Consider the following 17,396-nt stretch of genomic DNA (forward strand, 5'->3'; position numbering starts at 1 on the left):
GACAGGATGTGTTCGATTACATCGAGATGTTCTACAACCCGATACGCAAGCATGTGAGAAACGGGATGCTGTCACCCGTAGAGTTCGAACGGCAGCAGATGATGAGCACCGAGGGCGTCTAGAAAACTAGGGGCTATTCAATCCGAGGTCATTGATTTTTATCTTGAGAGTGAGTTCTGGACCGGATTTTCCAACGCTATACTCCCCGTGGATGCTCGCATGCGACAAATCGAGAAACTTCTTTCCCAATAAAGGGATGGCGATCCTCTCGCCATTCCAGAACAATGCGATCCGAGGACGATTCTTGATATCCAGCAGCGGGTTGTTAAGAAAGGCAAACTCGTTCGCTGCTAACTGCTTCACGCGATCCTCGCTCCAATCCGCACTGAGTTGCGAAATTGTGAGGGTCGTTCCAGAGTAAGTTTTCGACGGCTTGGCACCGTAGGTGCGCGGCTCGATGTCGATGTCCTCAATCATTTTGTTGACGTCTTCGAAGTCTCTCCAATCGATTTCAAGACGATTCATTTTCGAATCTTTGCGGCGAGCCGTTGTGATCGACAACGTGTCGCCCAGACGCATTGCGGATAAACGCCCAAGCCCCTTTTCCCCGAGGAAATCTGGTTTGTCCTTACCTTCTGCGACAGACCGCTCTACTGCGATCTTCCGCGACGGAGTTCCGATCACAAGGAATTTGTCGGTCAAGTCAGTCTTGGACATGCCGGTACCTGAGTCGATCACGCGAATTGAATTCAACGAGTAGACTTCTTCCAGCGCGCTAAAAAGCTCTTCGTAAGACTTCGCCGATGAGATGCACGTTTTGGCGGAAGCGTAAAGCGAAGCAGCCCCCGCATCTAGCTCTGATAAACAGCGCGTCTTAAGCTTATCAAGAGGCACCTCTTGTTCCTGAGTCCGGTTGCGAAGCGACGAATAGCTCCGCAAACCCAAGACTATATCAAATCGAATTTCCACGCCGCTCTTGGTACCAGCGTCGAAGCCGTTTTTGACCAACTCATAGAAAGCGATGACGTCCGAGCTGATGAGCTCAGAGCCAAGCTCAAGAACTGTTCTCGCTGTAACCTTAAACATCGCCAAAACCTTAACGAGAAATAATGAATGGATGGCAAATTACTTGTGGCAAATTAGACAACCGTTATCGTCTTCATCAAGGAATTCATCTGCCTCGGTGCCGTTCAAGCGGGCCCTAAGCGGATTAGGCACTCGACGCGCGCGCGCTTGCGCCCTTCGCTGTTCATGTTGGCGCTCGATCTCCGACACTCTTTCAGGTCGGGAAAGTTCGTCCAGGCTTTCATTGGCTGTCCATGTGAACGGGGATCCGTGCTCGAGAGCTGATTTCTCGTAGCGCTTGGCTTCTTCGAACGCATCGGGGTGCTCGCGCATTAGCCGCACCCATTCGATCTTCTGCTGGTAAAAACAGAACGTGCAGCCGCTGCGTGAGCGCCAGCGATAGTAGTCCGGGAGGCCGAGCCCGGAGTTTTCCAGCAGACCGATGACCGATGCCTTGTCGAGACCGGCCTCCCTAAGGGGAAAGTGGACGTGCATGTTGGGATGGGTCGTGATCATGCCCGAACGGTTCGGCTCGTCGGCCCGGATCGCGACATAGGAATGAACCTCAACTCCCGCATCAAGATGGGGTTTGAGCCACTTTTGGAACGGCTGAATCTTGAGCTGCCGGGTGCACCAGCGGGTACGCGGGGAGGGTAGAAAATGGCCGTATTCCGCAAGCCAGAAATCGAAGTCCCGGCCTGGGTTGAGCATTTCGATGGTCTTGCCGAGAAAGCCTTCAAGACGGCCCAGATAATCATATACCTCGGGCAATTCCTTGCCGGTATCGGTGAAAAAGTACTGCACGTTGAGTTCGGGCAGGTGATCACGCATCCAGACAGCGAGGGCAGCGCTGTCCCGTCCGCCGGAAAGCCCCAGTACATGCATCGCCTGGCCGGTCACGCCTCTTTCTCCGCGCTCAGCGCAACCGAGACATCGCGTTCCCCGTCGTCCTTGATGTGACGCTGCGCTAGCTCTGCAATCACTGCGAGCACCATATCGGGTTCGAGCTGTGCGGCGTCGAGCGTCTTGCCGAGCTCGTCCAAGAGCGGCCCGAGGCGCTGTTGCGCCCCGGTTGCAATCTGTGCCCTGCGCACGACGCTTCGCTCGGTCGACCCGACACCTGCCATCACCATGACCGCGGTCTGTGTCGGTTGCTGGTCGTTGTCGCCGAACAGTTCCACGCGGCGGAACCGGTAGGCATATTCCGAAAGCTGCATCGCCGCGCGGCTCGGCTCGAGATCGTGCCACGTCGTCACCGGCTTGCCCATCACGAGACCGCAAATGTCCGCCACGCTTTGCGTCGACCCGTCGAACTCGGCCAGCCTGGTGATGAAGCCCCTAAGCTTGAGGTCGTCTCCCCCGTGACCCGCTATTCGCTTGGCGCGCTCCACCAACTCGGCGAGATTTTCTGCGTCGCGGTGTTTCAAGCCTTCCAGCATTCGGTCTTTAAGATGCTCGATCATGGCCGGGTAGGCGTGATCGAGTTCGCCCAAAGCTTTGCGCAGCGCATGCGCGATGTCCTTGCCCGACGAAGCATCCAGCGCTTCGGGCAGATCGACGAAGAGCAGCTGGTAGGGATCGTCCGCATCGAGCAGCAGTCGGCGCACGTCGACTGCCTGTTTGGAGAACGCAGCCTGCGCTTTGCGCGACCAGTTGGGCAGCGTGTAGGCGAACTGCACGAGAGCCTGCGCTATCTCGAGCGGTTCCTCCGACGGCGCCTCTTCGACGAACTCGCCCGCGACGGCTGCAAACTGCTTCAGTGCAGCCGCATTCGCGGCATCGGTCGGAACCGATCTTAGCGCAATATGTTCGGGATCCTGCAGCAGAAGATCCATGACCAGATCGGATATGGCCGGCTGGAAGGCCTCTTTCGCATAGACCGCGGTGCTGTGACGGCGCGAGAAAAGATAGGTCACGAGTAATAGGGGCATTACGCCTTGCTGCACACCGTAAGGCGGCTCGCCCCACGCCCGGTAAATGTCGGCAACACAAACCTGCTCGCCGGCTTCGAGCAGGCCATCGGTCAGCGACCAGAGAGGGGCGAAGGTGCTGGTCTCGTCGGGCGGAACAAAGTCCCACCGCTCGCCTTGCCGAACATAGAGACCCGCGCGTTCCAGAACGGTGACCGCTAGGCCCTTTTCGGCCGGATAGCCCGTGATCCCGAAGTGCTGCTCGCCGCGGCCGACTACGATAGCATGCAACAGGGCTCGCAGCGCCGCATTGGAATTGCTCGACGGCCGCCGACGATTGATGAGCTCGGAATGCACGATCGGAGCCTGCCGGAAAGTCCGCCGGGCGATATCGCTCGCTGCCTGCGACAGGCCGTAGGATAGCGAATCCAAATCGAGCGGCTTACCCGTGTCGAACCAGTGCGCGCGCTCGAATCCCTCTCTCAGGAGACCTTCCAGCTGCGCGGACAGATGGGCGATCCGGGCATCGATCTCGCGGCGGGCGGCTGCATCGCCGGCCAGTTCGGGGCTTTCGTTGCGCACGTCGCGCGCAGCTTCGAGCTCGATCGCTGTTTTGCGAATGTCCGCACTGTTCGAGGCAAGACCGACAATCACGGGCAGACCGTGCCGATGATTCGTGCGCGAGGCTTCGATCACGCTCGCCTCCGCTTCGTCGGGATCGACGTCGATCCCAGGCAGTAGCAGCAGGAACTTGCCAGCTGCCCCGGCGCTCACCCGGCCGTCTTTTGGACCCAGCCCCTGCGGCGCCAGTTCGCCGATTTGCGCGTCGAACCAGCGCGGAGTGCCGTATTCGGCGTAGTGCCGCTTGGCCAAGATCGGCTGCAGCGAGGCAAGGTCGTTCAGCGCCGCTATCTCGAGCCGTCCGCGTTCGGCGATGCGGGCCTCGATTTCGCCCTCGATGTCGAAATCGCTTCCGGCGTAGATTGCATAGGCGCCGAGGTGGCGACGGTAGACCAGCGCAGAAATCTTGACGAGATTGGCAAGCTGCTCTTCGACTTCGGTATCGGATTGCTCGAGGCTTGCCGCAATCGTCCGGGACGAGGCTGCCAGCCCCGATCCATTGCTGAACAGATCGATGACCGCCACGGTCTTCGCGATCTGCAAGCGCAGGTAGTTGCCGTCGCGGGCCGCCCTCGCGATCGCCTCTGCCGCCTGTGCCCAGCGATGGCCGTCGGGCGAAGCCATGATCGCCGGTTCAAGATTGACCTGCAGATAGTCCCACAGTTCTGCCGGGCCGAAGGTTCTTCCCGAGGCGAGTGTCGTGCGCTGGAGGAATTCGGTGAAGCCATTGGGTTCGGCCGAGGCAAGGAAACCGAACAGGCTGCGTTCGTTCTGGCTGAAACGCCGCCGGGTGATCGGCCCAAGCAGCGCTGCCGCCGCAGGGTTGAGAGGCCAGCAATCGCCGAGCCTTTCCGCAAGGTCTTTGGGCACACCCGGTCGCCGTTCGGCAATTTCGCTCGCAACAACGGCAGCAATCGCATGCGACTGAGGGTGCGAACGCTCTGTCGTGACAGCACGACCGACGAGTTCGATGACCTCGTCGACCGCCGTTATGATCGGGACATCCGCGAAGCGGCCCTGAATCTTGCGCCATTCGTCCTGGACGCTTTGTCCGAGGCGATCCGCATAGCGCTCGAAAGCCTGGTGCAGCACGCCCACGACGATAAGTCTTCCCTCGCTGCGATTGGCGGCCTCTGCGAGATCCTGAAAGAAATGGATGTCGATGGCGTGATCGGCAGCACCTTCCAGATATTTGCCCAGTTCATCGACAATGACGAGAACCCCGCCCTTGGGACGCGCTTCAACCTCGCGCTGCAGCCGCTCGACGATATCGCGCCCGTCAGCGGCTTCCATCTTGGACCGCTTGGTCCGCGCGTGGCCCGGCTCGCCAGCGATTGCTGATGCGAGCGCTTCGCGCAGGTCGGCAACCGGATCGCCCCTCCGACCGCTCAGCGGCACGCAGAGCCAGTCTTTGGGCGCCCGCCCGAAAACGGCGGTTACTTCGGGCACATCGCAAAGGAGTTGTTTCGCTTCTTTGAAGGCAGGTCCGCGCCCGAGCGAGTAGGAGGCAAGCGCGAGCGCGAGGCTCGACTTGCCGCCGCCATAAGGGCCCGTCCAGGTGAACGCGCCCTGGCCATTTGTCGCGAGGCGGAGCGTGGTGGTCAACGCATCGCGCGCCGATCCTTGCAGTACATAACCGGACAGGGGGTCGGCCTGGCCAAAATCGGCGTCGATTCTGACCGATCGCTGGTAGCGCGGCGCGACCGAAACATGGTCTGCGAGATAGGTCTGGGTCATGCCGCGAGCGCCTTAGTGTGCGGATAGGCGCTGGCGATGAAGGAGGCCGGATCGGGCAAGCTTTCTCCCCGCCTCGCAATCGCGCGCACGCCTGCGCTATCGGTCCACAGAAAGGCGCCCTTGGCGGCCCTTTCGATATCGACAAGCCGGTCGATCAGCGCGTCCTCGTCTAGCTTGAAGATCCGCCCCGGCGATCCCGGCTCGTACGCCAGCGTATCGATGGCGAGCGTTGCCTGTTCGGGCGCACGCCTTGCCCAGAAATCGGCAAGGGCAAAAAGGAAGATGCCGTCGGGCAGACCGGGCTTGGGTCCGTGGCGGAAAGCGAAAGATCGCGATGACACTTCGCGCATGAGGCCTAGTTCGCCAAGTACGGTTTCTACCTGATCGTCGACCGCGCCCGCGCCGACCTTGGCGACATAGGATCTGACGAAGCATTCCACGTCGCGCTTGATCGTTGTGGAGGAGGCCCGCGACCGGTCGAGTTGGGCACACAGCAGCCGGATCGGCTCGGCAATGCCGTCGCGGTCGAACCCGTGTGCATTCAGATGGTTGAACGCATAATACCACGTCGTGGCGCGCTCGAAATTGCTGGCGATCTGCCAATGGAGCAGCCATGTGGTCGCGAGGCTTTCCATGAATGGATCGAGACCTGTATCGTGGTCGAAGATGAGATCGCCGAAGGGCGTTGTCTTCAAGGCGCCGACACCCCGCTCCGGGTCTTCTTCAATGATACGGCACGCGAGCGCCCAATGCTTGATCGCCGCAACCATATTCTTGCCGACCCCGAACCGGATGATCCCTTCGTCCTTGTCGAAGGTATTGGGGACCGGCGCCGCCGCATCCTCGCAGACAGCATCGTAAGCCTTGCGCAGCCACAGCCGCCTCAGCGGGAAGGTTTCATGTCCCGCGAAGCGTGTCTTGACGCCGGGTTGTCCAAGGGGTCCTCTGAGCATGATTTGTTCCTACTGGGGATTTCCCCCAGTTGGCAACCCTGTCGCGGCTCTTGTGCGAACATTTAGGCCTCAGGCAGCGGCGCGGTAGGCTTTTTCGTGCGCGGCCAAGAGCGCACTGACGGCCCGGTCGATGTCGGCCTCGGAAGTGGTGCGGCCAATCCCGATGCGCATGGACGACGAAGCCTCGTCGAAGGAAAGCCCTTGCGCCAACAGGACGTAAGACGGCTCGATGCTGCCCGAGTTGCAGGCGGAGCCTGTCGATGCCGATATTTCGGCGCGGGCGTGCAAGAGCATGTCTTCCGCATTCACTCCTTCGGCCCTGAGGCTCGTGCAACCCGGGATGCGCTCGGCATGCGGATTGATAGTGAAAGGGCGTCCTTTCCTGGTGACCCGATCCTCGAAAAGTGCTTGTAATGATTGAATATGTGTGCGGGCGGACTGGCCGTGGCGCTCGTAAAGCCGCGCCGCTGCCGCAAGCCCGGCGCAAAGCGGAACGGGCACCGTTCCGCTGCGTCCGAGAGGCTGCTGGCCACCGCCGTCGAGCTGCGGAACGAGCCGTAATCGCGCGGCGCCCGACACGACGAGGCCGCCGACACCTTTGGGGCCGTAGAATTTGTGACCGGAGAAACTCAGCAGATCGGCACCGATATGGGTGAAGTCGACATCGATCCTTCCGACGGTCTGCGCCGCGTCCGTGTGGAACAAGACACCTTGGCGATGGCAGATTTCCGCAATCTCGCGCCCGGGCTGAATAACGCCGGTCTCGTTGTTGGCGTGCATGACCGATACGAGCGCCGTGTCGGGCCTGAGGGCCTGCGCGATGGCTTCTGCGCGAACGCGGCCATCTGACCCTGGTCTGACTTCGGTGACCTCGATCCCGCTTTCCACGAGCGAACGGGCGGCTTCCAGCACGCATTTGTGCTCGATCGATGACACCACCAGATGGTTTCCGCGTCGTTCGGCGGAGCTCATGATCCCCTTGATGGCAAGGTTGTTCGCCTCGGTTGCTCCGCTGGTGAAAAGGATTTCATCCTCCCCGGCACCAAGCAGCGCGGCGAGCGCTTCGCGCGATCGTTCGACAATTTTCGAGGCTTGCAGGCCATGCGCATGATCCGAATGCGGATTGCCCCAGTCATGGCTCATCGCGTCTGTCACCGCATCGATCACCGAGGGATCGACCGGAGTTGAGGCCATGAAATCGAGATAGGCGGGGGCGGGTCTGCGCAAGAAACAACCTTCTTTGAAATCGGTGCACCGATAAGACCAAACCTGGCCAGGCAAAGCAACCGCGATCACGCGGCGTTCGAGCTTGGACGGCGGCGACCTTCCGATTTGGCCTTTTCCTTTCTTTCTTATTCTTCGCTCTTCTACCCTCATTGCAGATCGCTATTGCCTGAGGGCAAAGTAATGTCTTTTTGATCTGCCTCGCGAACGCAGCCGATGGTCGGTTGCCGCATTCGAGGCAGTCCATGAGCGTTATCCCTCTCAGGTCCGAAATCTCATCGCGCGGCGCGCGCATGCTGCGCACTGCGCTTGGCGGCGACATCGCCCGCTGGCTCGACGAGCCCGATGTCATCGAAGTCATGCTCAACCCCGACGGGCGTCTCTGGGTGGACCGGTTGGGCGAGGGTCTCGCGGCGAGCGAATGTCTGATGAGCGCAGCCGATGGCGAGCGGATCATCCGGCTGGTCGCCCATCATGTCGGCGCCGAGGTGCATGCAAGCGTACCGCGTGTGTCCGCCGAACTGCCGGAAGGCGGCGAGCGCTTCGAAGGTCTGCTGCCACCGGTGGTTGCCGCCCCGAGCTTCGCCATCCGCAAACCAGCCATCGCGGTGTTCTCGCTGGCCGATTACGTGACGACCGGGATCATGAGCAAATGGCAGGCCGAAGCGCTTGCCGGTGCGGTCGCTGCGAGAAAGAACATTCTGGTCGTCGGCGGCACCTCGACCGGCAAGACGACGCTCACCAATGCGTTGCTCGCCGAGGTCGCAGCCACGTCCGACCGTGTCGTCCTCATCGAGGATACGCTGGAGCTGCAATGTGCAGCGCCCAATCTGGTATCGCTGCGAACCAAGGACGGCGTTGCGACTTTGTCCGATCTTGTCCGGTCGGCGCTGCGCCTGCGGCCCGATCGCATTCCCATCGGAGAGGTGCGCGGTGCCGAGGCGCTCGATCTGCTGAAAGCCTGGGGCACCGGTCATCCAGGCGGGGTCGGCACGCTTCACGCCGGCTCGGCGCTTGGCACACTGCGGCGGCTCGAACAGCTTATCCAGGAAAGCGTGGTCACCGTGCCGCGCGCGCTGATCGCCGAGACCATCGATATTATCGCCGTGCTTGTGCGCGACGGCACCGGGCGGCGCCTTGCCGAACTCGCCGAGGTGCGCGGACTCGATGCCGCGGGCGAATACGTCCTCGCACCCCTTCCATCCACAACAGGAGACCATTCGTGACCCATATCTTTTCGCGGGCGCGACCGCGCCTGTCCGCTTTGATCGTTGGGAGCGTCATTGCGCTGGCATTTGCGGCGCCCGCCCAGGCCGCCGGCTCGTCGATGCCGTGGGAAGCGCCGCTCCAGGCGATCCTCGAATCAATCCAGGGCCCGGTCGCCAAGATTGTCGCGGTGATCATCATCATCGCCACCGGGCTGGCGCTCGCTTTCGGGGATACATCGGGAGGCTTCAGGCGCCTGATCCAGATCGTCTTCGGGCTTTCGATCGCCTTTGCCGCGTCCTCCTTCTTCCTTTCGTTCTTCTCCTTCGGCGGCGGAGCGCTGGTCTGATGGACAGCGGTCAATCTCCTCTGCCGAACGGCTTTGCTGTTCCAGTTCACCGGGCGCTGACCGAGCATATCCTGCTCGGCGGTGCGCCGCGCGGGCTCGCTATCGCCAATGCGACGTTGGCGGGCGCAATCGGACTGGGTCTGCAGCTGTGGATCGCAGGCGCCGCGTTTTTCGCGCTCGGCCACATGGTCGCGGTCTGGGCCGCCCGGCACGATCCTCAATTCGTCGATGTCGCGCGGCGGCATCTGCGGTTCCCCGCGCATCTGCAGGTCTGAGCCATGCTGAGCTTGCGCGAATATCGGAACAAGGCCGACCGGCTTGCGGACTTCCTGCCATGGGCGGCGCTCGTCGCCCCCGGCGTCGTGCTCAACAAGGACGGCAGCTTCCAGCGCACGTCTCGCTTTCGCGGGCCGGATCTCGACAGCGCGACCCCTGCCGAACTGGTTGCAACGACGGCGCGCCTGAACAGTGCGCTGCGCCGGCTCGGTTCGGGCTGGTCGATCTTCGTCGAGGCCGTGCGCCGTCCGGCACTGGATTATCCCGTCTGCGCATTTCCCGATCCGGCCTCGGCACTGGTCGAACGAGAGCGCGCCGCGCAGTTCGCAGAGGAGGGCGCGCATTTCGAGAGCCGCTATTTTCTGACCTTCCTATGGATGCCGCCTGCCGAGGATGCCGCGCGGGCTGAAAGCTGGCTCTACGAAGGAAAGGCCGAGAAAGGCGTGGATCCGCGCGAGCTTCTCGAGGGCTTCGCCGATCGGACCGACCGGCTGCTGCGCCTGTTCGAAGGGTTCTTTCCTGAGGTCCAATGGCTCGATGATGGCGAGACCCTGAGCTATCTTCACAGCTGCATCTCGACGCGACTGCACGATGTACGCGTTCCCGAAACCCCGATGCATCTCGATGCGCTGCTTGCCGACGAGCCGCTGACCGGCGGTCTCGAACCGCGCCTGGGTGCGGCCCATCTGCGGACACTGACCGTGATCGGCTTTCCGAGCGCGACATTCCCCGGCCTGCTCGATGAACTCAATGCGCTAGGCTTTGCCTATCGCTGGTCGACGCGGGCAATCATGCTCGACAAATCCGATGCGACGAAGCTGCTTTCGAAAATTCGCCGCCAGTGGTTCGCCAAGCGCAAATCGGTCGCCGCGATCCTCAAGGAAGTGATGACCAACGAGGCTTCGGTGCTGGTCGACAGCGATGCCGCCAACAAGGCCGAGGATGCCGATGCCGCGCTGCAGGAGCTGGGCGCCGACCATGTCGGGCTCGCGCTGGTCACCGCGACCGTTACGGTGTGGGACGAGGAACCGGCGCTTGCCGCCGAGAAGCTGCGGCTGGTCGAAAAGGTCATCCAGGGCCGCGATTTTACCTGCGTGACCGAAGGCATGAATGCGATCGAGGCCTGGCTCGGATCGCTGCCCGGCCATGTCTACGGCAATGTTCGCCAGCCCCCGATCTCGACGCTGAACCTTGCGCATATGATGCCGCTTTCGGCTGTCTGGGCCGGACTGGAACACGATGCGCATTTCAACGCGCCGCCGTTGTTTTACGCCAAGACCGAAGGCTCGACCCCGTTCCGGTTTTCGCTTCATGTCGGTGACGTCGGACACAGCCTCGTCGTCGGTCCGACCGGGGCGGGCAAATCGGTCTTGCTGGCAATGATGGCGTTGCAGTTTCGCCGCTATGCCGGGTCGCAGATTTTCGCTTTCGATTTCGGTGGCTCGATCCGTGCGGCCGCGCTCGTGTGCGGCGGCGATTGGCAGGATCTGGGATCGAGTCTTTCCGAGGACAGCGACGAGCCAGTCCTGCTGCAACCGTTGGCGCGGATCCATGAGCCGGCACAGCGCAACTGGGCCTCGGAATGGCTCCAGACGATCCTCGCTGCGGAGGGCGTCACGGTGGATCCTGAGACCAAGGACCATCTGTGGTCGGCGCTGAGCTCGCTGGCGAGCGCGCCGGTCGCCGAACGCACGCTCACCGGGCTCGCTGTTCTTTTGCAATCAATTGCATTGAAGCGGGCGCTTGCCCCCTACTGCGTCGGTGGGCCGTTCGGACGGCTGCTCGATGCCGAGAGCGAACAGCTGGGCGAAGCGAGTTTCCAGGCGTTCGAGACCGAAGGGCTGACCGGATCGGCGGCTGCGCCCGCCGTACTGTCCTATCTGTTTCACAGGATCGAAGGACGCCTTGATGGCTCGCCCACACTCATCATTATCGACGAAGGCTGGCTGGTGCTCGACAGTCCAGCCTTCGCCGCGCAATTGCGCGAATGGCTCAAGACCCTGCGCAAGAAGAATGCGAGCGTCGTTTTCGCCACCCAGAGCCTTGCCGATATCGAGACCTCGGCGATCGCGCCCGCGATTATCGAAAGCTGCCCGACGCGCATCTTCCTGCCCAACGACCGGGCGGTCGAACCCCAGATTTTGGGTATTTATCGCCGCTTCGGACTGAACGACCGCCAGATTGAAATCCTCAGCCGGGCAACGGCGAAGCGCGATTATTACTGTCAGTCCTCTCGCGGTAATCGCCTGTTTGAACTGGGCCTTGGCGAAGTGGCGCTCGCGTTCACCGCCGCCTCTTCCAAGAACGACCAGCTCGCCATGTCCCGCATCATCGAAGAGCATGGCCGGAGCGGCTTTGCCGCCCACTGGCTGCGGCATCGCGGCCTCGACTGGGCCGCCGAATTGCTCGGCGACCGTGCGCACTCTTCCGACCCCCCAAGCCCCCCAGAAGGAGACCTGAAATGAACCGTTTGAGAATTGTCCGCAGCATCGCCATGGGCACCGCGCTGGCCTTGGCGAGTACGAGCGCCTTGGTATCATCGCCCGCACACGCCCAGTTCGGCGGAATCGTCTACGATCCGTCCAATTACGCGCAGAACGTCCTGACCGCCGCGCGCACGCTCGAGCAGATCAACAACCAGATCCGCATGCTGCAGAACCAGGCGGACTCGCTTATCAACGAAGCGAGGAACCTCCAAAGCCTGCCGCTGACTCTCGTGCAGCCCTTGCAGGACCAGATCCAGCAGACCCAGCAACTGCTGAACGAAGCCCAGCGCATCGCTTACGATGTCCGCACCATCGAGAGCGCTTTCGACCTGCACTACAAGAGCGTTCCGCTCGGTGCCTCGCAGCAGGCGATGGTCGACGGTGCCGAGGCGCGCTGGCAAAACAGCGTGGCGGCCTTCGAAGATGCTCTTAAGGTCCAGGCGGGCGCGGTTGCCAATATCGACGGTTCGCGCGAAGCGCTCGGCAGCCTCGTTTCGGCGAGCCAGTCCGCCACGGGCGCCTTGCAGGCAGCACAGGCTGGCAACCAGCTGCTGGCATTGCAGGCCCGCCAGCTGGCTGACCTGACCGCCACGATCGCCGCTACTGGCAGGGCGCAGGCGCTCGATGCGGCCGAACGCGCGGCGGCCAAGGCACAGGCGCGCGAACAGCTGAGGCGGTTTCTCGCTATTCGTCCGCGCTATCTGCCCGGCGGATCGGACTGATCCGCGATGGACACCAAGCTCCTCGCGCGCATCGGTGCCGCTGTATTCGTCGGTCTCGCTATCGCGATGACGATCGTACAGCTGCGCGAGGAGCCCGCGCCGGTGCAGCAAGCCGACCGGCGCATATGGGTGCCCGACGGCGATCCGCTGCCGGCCCAGCTAAGGGTTTGCGCTCAAATGGGCGAACTGGCGCTGTCCTCGCCCGATTGCCGCGCCGCCTGGGCCGAGAAGCGCCGCCGCTTCTTCGGCGTCGATCACCCCGAGGCTTATTCCGGGATCGGCGATCGGGCGCTTCCTGAATCCTCTTCCGGCGAAGCGAGAGGGGAGGACTGACATGGGCGGCACCGGCGTCGTCGATCGCTTTCTGGCGATCTTCTCGCAATATATCGACAGCGGCTTTGGACTGCTTTCGGGCGAGGTGGCGTTCATCGCGACCACGCTGATCGTGATCGATGTAACGCTGGCGGCCCTGTTCTGGAGCTGGGGCGCGAACGACGATATCATCGCCCGGCTCGTCAAGAAAACGCTCTTTGTCGGTATTTTTGCCTACATCATCGGCAACTGGAGCGCGCTCGCCAATATCGTGTTCAACAGCTTTGCCGGATTGGGCCTCAAGGCGAGCGGCTCGGGGCTCGGTGCGGGCGAGCTGTTGCAGCCGGGAAGGGTGGCGCAGGTCGGCATCGATGCCGCCTGGCCGCTCCTCGAATCGATTGCCGATCTGATGGGCTATGTCGGCTTCTTCGAAAATTTTCTGCAGATCATCATCCTGCTGGTCGCCTGGGCGATCGTCATCATCGCCTTCTTCATTCTCTCCATCCAGCTGTTCGTCACCCTCATCGAGTTCAAACTGACGACCTTGGCGGGTTTCGTGCTCATTCCCTTTGGCTTGTTCGGCAAGACCGCATTCCTCGCCGAACGCGTGCTAGGCAATGTGGTCTCGTCAGGGATCAAGGTGCTCGTTCTCGCCGTCATCATCGGCATCGGCTCGACGCTCTTCACCGAATTCACCGGCGCCATCCCCGGCGAGCCGACCATCGAGGATGCGCTGGCCATCGTGCTCGCCAGCCTCACCCTGCTTGGTCTGGGCATTTTCGGGCCGGGGATCGCCAATGGCATTGTCGCGGGCGGTCCGCAGCTCGGTGCAGGCGCTGCCGCAGGCACCGCGCTTCTTGCAGGCGGTGCTGCGGTTGGCGGCGTGGCCGGTGCCAAACTTGCGGGCGGCGCGGTCGCCAGTGCTGCCTCTTCCGTCGCGCGAGGCACCTCGCGCGCTGCCGGAGGTGCGACCATGGCCTATGCCACCGGTTCGGCGGGCAAGAGCGGCGGCGCCGCGGTTGCAAGCGGAATGGCGGGTGTTGGCCGCGCAGCAGGCGGTGCCGCCATGTCGCCGCTGCGCAAGGCGGCAGACAGCGCCAGGAGCAATTTCCGCGACGGGGCGCGTGCGTCGGTCGGGAACATGGGTGGCCGCATCGTGCCCGCTCACGGTGCTTCGTCACCGGATCCGGAACAGACGAACGGCCCGCCGGCCTGGGCGCGGTCCATGAAGCACAGGCAGAGCCTGGGGCACTCGGCCTCGCTTGCCGCGCACACCGTGCGCTCCGGTGATGGCCACGGTGCAGGCGCTTCCATCGACACCAAAGAGAAGGATTAGCTTTCAATGTTCAAACGGCCTTCGATCCGCTACGCAAAAACGCCTCAAGCAGAGACGCCCTACCAGCGCGCGGCGCAGGTCTGGGACGAACGCATCGGCTCAGCCCGCGTCCAGGCAAAGAGCTGGCGCTACGCCTTTTTCGGCGCCCTCGGCCTGTCGACAGCGCTGACGGGCGGGCTCGTGTGGCAGAATGCGCGCGGCACCATCGTGCCCTGGGTGGTCGAGGTCGATAGGCTCGGCGAGGCCCGCACCGTCGCTCCTGCCGCTGCGGATTACGAGCCGACCGATCCGCAGATCGCCTTTCACCTCGCCCGGTTTATCGAGCATGTCCGCGCTATCCCCGACGATCCGATTGTGGTGCGCGAGAACTGGCTCAGAGCCTACCAGTTCGCCAGCGACAAGGGCGCCTTGGCGCTCAACGATTATGCGCGGGCCAACGACCCGTTCGCGGCAATCGGCCGCGAACAGGTTGCGGTCGATGTCACCAGCGTGATCCGAGCCTCGCCGCGCAGCTTCCGCGTGGCCTGGGTCGAGCGGCGCTACCGCGACGGCGCGCTCGCCGAAACCACTCGCTGGACCGCTATCCTCGGCGTTGCCGTCCAGCCTCCCAGAACGCCCGACGCGCTCACCAGCAATCCGCTCGGGATCTTCGTCACCTCGATCAACTGGTCAAAGGAGCTTGGCTGATGACGCACTTACTTCAATTCTCCCGTCCGGCGCTGCTCGCAGCCGGCGTTCTACTCCTTGCCGGATCGCCCGCGTCAGCGACGCCTGCGCCGCAGGCCCGGGCCGCATCGCGGGCGATCACCGCCTTCGACCTCGCCGATGCATCCCGCCTTGTTCAGGCCATTGCATATGCCAACACCCCCTCGCGGCAGGCCTCCCCCACTGCCGCGCGCCGCTCCCCTGCCTCTGACCCCGCCCCTGATCCTCAGAGCCATGTGGGAGCGGCGAACGAGGCCGCCAGGATCGAACCGGACAATGCCGGATTTGACAATGCCATCCAGCGCTATGCCTATCGCGAAGGTGCGTTGTTCCAGGTCTACGCCAAACCCGGGCAGGTGACCGACATCGCCTTGCAGGAGGGCGAAACGCTGGTCGGCCCCGGGCCGGTCGCTGCAGGTGATACCGTGCGCTGGATGATCGGCGACACGCTGAGCGGCTCGGGAGCGACGCAGCGGGTGCATATCCTTATCAAACCGACGCGGCCCGACATCGCCACCAATCTGGTCATCAATACCGACCGCCGCACCTATCATATCGAACTGCGCGCCAATCCGGACATCTATATGGCCTCGGTCAGCTGGTCCTATCCGGCAGACGAACTGATCGCGCTGCGCCTTGAAGAAGAGCGAGCGGCGCGAGCCACACCAGTCGCCGACGGGTTCACGCTTGAGGCGCTCAATTTCGATTACCGCATCTCGGGTGACAAGCCTGACTGGCGCCCGCTACGGGTCTTCGACGACGGACAGCGGACCCTGGTCGAGTTTCCACCCGATATCGCCCGGGGCGAAATGCCGCCATTTTTCGTGGTTGGCGCCGGTGGCGCAGCCGAGCTGGTCAATTACCGGGTCTCCGGGCGCTATCTCATCGTCGACCGCCTCTTCCACAAGGCCGAACTGCGCCTCGGTGCCGGTCGCAGACAGGTCCGCGTGAAGATTGAAAACCGCAAGAGGGGGCGGTCGTGAACGAGGAAAGCAAGACCGAGCCGCCACCCGATGCCGAAAGTATCGTTCAATTGCGCGGGGAAGGGCCGCGCGTGGTCAGGCTGTCGCGCAAGGCTATCGGCATTGCCAGCGCCGCGGGTCTGACCGTCCTTGGCGGTATATTGCTCTACGGCCTGCAGCCGCCCTCACAGGACAGCGGCGAAGAGCTGGTGAACACCGACGGGATCGCTGTGGCAGACGGGCTTGCCGCAGCCCCGGCGGACTATTCCCAGGTTCCGAGGTTAGGGCCACCGCTGCCGGGCGATCTCGGTCAACCGATCCTCGAGGCGCAGGATCGCGGTGCTATTGCCGCGCTGCCCCCTGTCGGCGCCCCGCCTCCGGTCCCGCCCCAGCGGGCGGCGCCGAGCCCTGAAGAAATAGAGCGCGAACGCCTGGAACAGGAACGCGAGGCGGCGCGCGGCAGCCGCCTGTTTTTCGGCGGCGGGACACAAGCTGCCAGTTCTGGTCCGGCAGCTTCGGGGGCTGGGCCACAACCGGCAGTACCATTTCAGCCCTCCGTCTCGACCGCGCGGGCAAGTTTTCTCCAACAGCCTGCCGAGACGCGGACAGCGTCCGTGCAGCGGCTTGAGGCGGTGCCATCTGGCGCGCTGCTTCGGGCCGGGTCGATCATTCCGGCAGCGCTGATCACCGGCATCCGCTCAGACCAGCCCGGCCTCGTGACCGCGCAGGTTACCGAGAATATCTATGACAGCCTGACCGGACGGCATCTTCTGATCCCGCAGGGTGCGCGCCTGATCGGTGAGTACGAATCCGATGTCGGGTTCGGGCAACGCCGGGTGCTGCTGGCCTGGAACAGGCTCATCCTGCCTGATGGTCGCTCGATTGTGCTCGATCGCCAGCCAGTCGCCGATCCCTCGGGCTATGCCGGACTGGAAGACGGCGTCGATTACCATTGGGGCGGTGTCGTCAAGGCGGCGCTCGTTTCCACTTTGCTCGGGATTGGTGGCGAAGTCGGCGCAGGTGGAGATGATGATCTGCTGCGCGCTGTTCGCCGCGGCAGTCAGGACAGCATCAATCGCGCTGGCGAGCAGGTGATTGCACGCGAGCTCGATATCCGCCCGACGCTGACGATCCGCCCCGGCTTTCCCGTGCGGGTGCTGGTGACGCGCGATATCGTGCTGGAGGGTGGAGCATGACCCGGCTCAAACTCTCCGACATCACCGATGGCAAGCCTGTAAAGTTAACGATCGAAATCCCTGCCCGGCTCCATCGCCGGCTGATCGAATATGGGACCGTGCTCAATGGCGGGGTATCAGAGGGTGCGCCTGTGCCTGAGCTGCTTATTCCGCCGATGATCGAGCGCTTTGTTGCAAGTGACCGGGATTTTGCCAAGGCACGCAGAGGATCGCGCGCACTATCCAAACAATAAGCACCTACAATATCGGAACTTTTTCTGGTTCTTCCAAGCCATTCTTACTTGCGAAATGCACACGTAGGTAGAATTGCGCTGTTTCCGCGTGCATGATTGGCCT

General features: G+C 62.8%; 17 protein-coding genes. 12 read left to right on the plus strand and 5 right to left on the minus strand.

What is annotated here, in order from left to right; all coding sequences use genetic code 11:
- On the plus strand, nt 1-122 hold a 122-nt coding region (locus tag AC13F2_RS03775), incomplete at its 5' end, for an IS3 family transposase (protein WP_482963913.1).
- 4 nt (nt 123-126) lie between these two features.
- Here AC13F2_RS03775 and AC13F2_RS03780 read toward each other — a convergent pair.
- From AC13F2_RS03780 to AC13F2_RS03800, 5 genes are all read right to left on the minus strand, one after another.
- Nucleotides 127-1,086, minus strand: coding sequence for an ATP-binding protein (locus AC13F2_RS03780; RefSeq protein ID WP_482964370.1), 960 nt, complete (start codon nt 1,084-1,086; stop codon nt 127-129).
- A gap of 39 nt (nt 1,087-1,125) precedes the next feature.
- Nucleotides 1,126-1,965, minus strand: coding sequence for a phosphoadenosine phosphosulfate reductase domain-containing protein (locus AC13F2_RS03785; protein ID WP_196847471.1), 840 nt, complete (start codon nt 1,963-1,965; stop codon nt 1,126-1,128).
- Nucleotides 1,962-5,333 (minus strand): hypothetical protein, encoded by a 3,372-nt coding sequence (locus AC13F2_RS03790; protein ID WP_054523331.1) that lies wholly within the window; start codon nt 5,331-5,333, stop codon nt 1,962-1,964. The genes AC13F2_RS03785 and AC13F2_RS03790 overlap by 4 nt, the downstream gene beginning before the upstream one ends.
- Complete coding sequence (locus tag AC13F2_RS03795; protein WP_054523332.1) at nt 5,330-6,286, minus strand: DUF4007 family protein; 957 nt, start codon at nt 6,284-6,286, stop codon at nt 5,330-5,332. The genes AC13F2_RS03790 and AC13F2_RS03795 overlap by 4 nt, the downstream gene beginning before the upstream one ends.
- 69 nt (nt 6,287-6,355) lie before the next feature.
- Nucleotides 6,356-7,513 (minus strand): cysteine desulfurase family protein, encoded by a 1,158-nt coding sequence (locus tag AC13F2_RS03800; RefSeq protein ID WP_196847472.1) that lies wholly within the window; start codon nt 7,511-7,513, stop codon nt 6,356-6,358.
- A gap of 242 nt (nt 7,514-7,755) precedes the next feature.
- On the opposite strand from AC13F2_RS03800, the gene trbB reads away from it, so the two are divergent.
- Genes trbB through AC13F2_RS03855 form a run of 11 tightly spaced genes read left to right on the plus strand, consistent with a single transcriptional unit; the run spans nt 7,756 to nt 17,293 of the window.
- Nucleotides 7,756-8,736: a P-type conjugative transfer ATPase TrbB gene (gene trbB, locus AC13F2_RS03805; protein WP_054523334.1), complete on the plus strand. Its 981-nt coding sequence runs from the start codon at nt 7,756-7,758 to the stop codon at nt 8,734-8,736.
- Nucleotides 8,737-8,741: 5 nt separating this feature from the next.
- Nucleotides 8,742-9,065 carry a TrbC/VirB2 family type IV secretion system protein gene (locus AC13F2_RS03810; protein ID WP_369813978.1) on the plus strand — a complete coding sequence of 108 codons (324 nt, stop codon included), beginning with the start codon at nt 8,742-8,744 and terminating at the stop codon, nt 9,063-9,065.
- On the plus strand, nt 9,065-9,340 hold the full coding sequence (locus AC13F2_RS03815) for a VirB3 family type IV secretion system protein (RefSeq protein ID WP_010240658.1): 276 nt from the start codon (nt 9,065-9,067) through the stop codon (nt 9,338-9,340). Before AC13F2_RS03810 ends, AC13F2_RS03815 begins: the two co-directional genes overlap by 1 nt.
- Nucleotides 9,341-9,343: 3 nt before the next feature.
- On the plus strand, nt 9,344-11,806 hold the full coding sequence (gene trbE, locus AC13F2_RS03820) for a conjugal transfer protein TrbE (RefSeq protein ID WP_482964371.1): 2,463 nt from the start codon (nt 9,344-9,346) through the stop codon (nt 11,804-11,806).
- On the plus strand, nt 11,803-12,549 hold the full coding sequence (trbJ, locus tag AC13F2_RS03825) for a P-type conjugative transfer protein TrbJ (protein ID WP_375246035.1): 747 nt from the start codon (nt 11,803-11,805) through the stop codon (nt 12,547-12,549). Before trbE ends, trbJ begins: the two co-directional genes overlap by 4 nt.
- A 6-nt stretch (nt 12,550-12,555) precedes the next feature.
- Entirely contained in the window at nt 12,556-12,882 is a 327-nt protein-coding gene (gene trbK-alt / locus AC13F2_RS03830) for a putative entry exclusion protein TrbK-alt (protein WP_375246036.1), read from the plus strand.
- A gap of 1 nt (nt 12,883) precedes the next feature.
- Nucleotides 12,884-14,197 carry a P-type conjugative transfer protein TrbL gene (trbL, locus tag AC13F2_RS03835; protein ID WP_482964372.1) on the plus strand — a complete coding sequence of 438 codons (1,314 nt, stop codon included), beginning with the start codon at nt 12,884-12,886 and terminating at the stop codon, nt 14,195-14,197.
- 6 nt (nt 14,198-14,203) lie between these two features.
- Nucleotides 14,204-14,884: a conjugal transfer protein TrbF gene (trbF, locus tag AC13F2_RS03840; RefSeq protein WP_482964373.1), complete on the plus strand. Its 681-nt coding sequence runs from the start codon at nt 14,204-14,206 to the stop codon at nt 14,882-14,884.
- Complete coding sequence (gene trbG / locus AC13F2_RS03845) at nt 14,884-15,885, plus strand: P-type conjugative transfer protein TrbG (protein ID WP_029140648.1); 1,002 nt, start codon at nt 14,884-14,886, stop codon at nt 15,883-15,885. Before trbF ends, trbG begins: the two co-directional genes overlap by 1 nt.
- The gene (locus AC13F2_RS03850) at nt 15,882-17,060 is read left to right on the plus strand and encodes a TraB/TrbI/VirB10 family type IV secretion system protein (RefSeq protein WP_482964374.1); all 1,179 of its coding nucleotides are present in this window, start codon (nt 15,882-15,884) and stop codon (nt 17,058-17,060) included. The genes trbG and AC13F2_RS03850 overlap by 4 nt, the downstream gene beginning before the upstream one ends.
- Nucleotides 17,057-17,293: a DUF2274 domain-containing protein gene (locus AC13F2_RS03855; RefSeq protein WP_010240186.1), complete on the plus strand. Its 237-nt coding sequence runs from the start codon at nt 17,057-17,059 to the stop codon at nt 17,291-17,293. Before AC13F2_RS03850 ends, AC13F2_RS03855 begins: the two co-directional genes overlap by 4 nt.
- The last annotated feature ends 103 nt before the right edge of the window (nt 17,294-17,396 follow it).

Source organism: Qipengyuania sp. L-5Y (genome assembly GCF_056859455.1).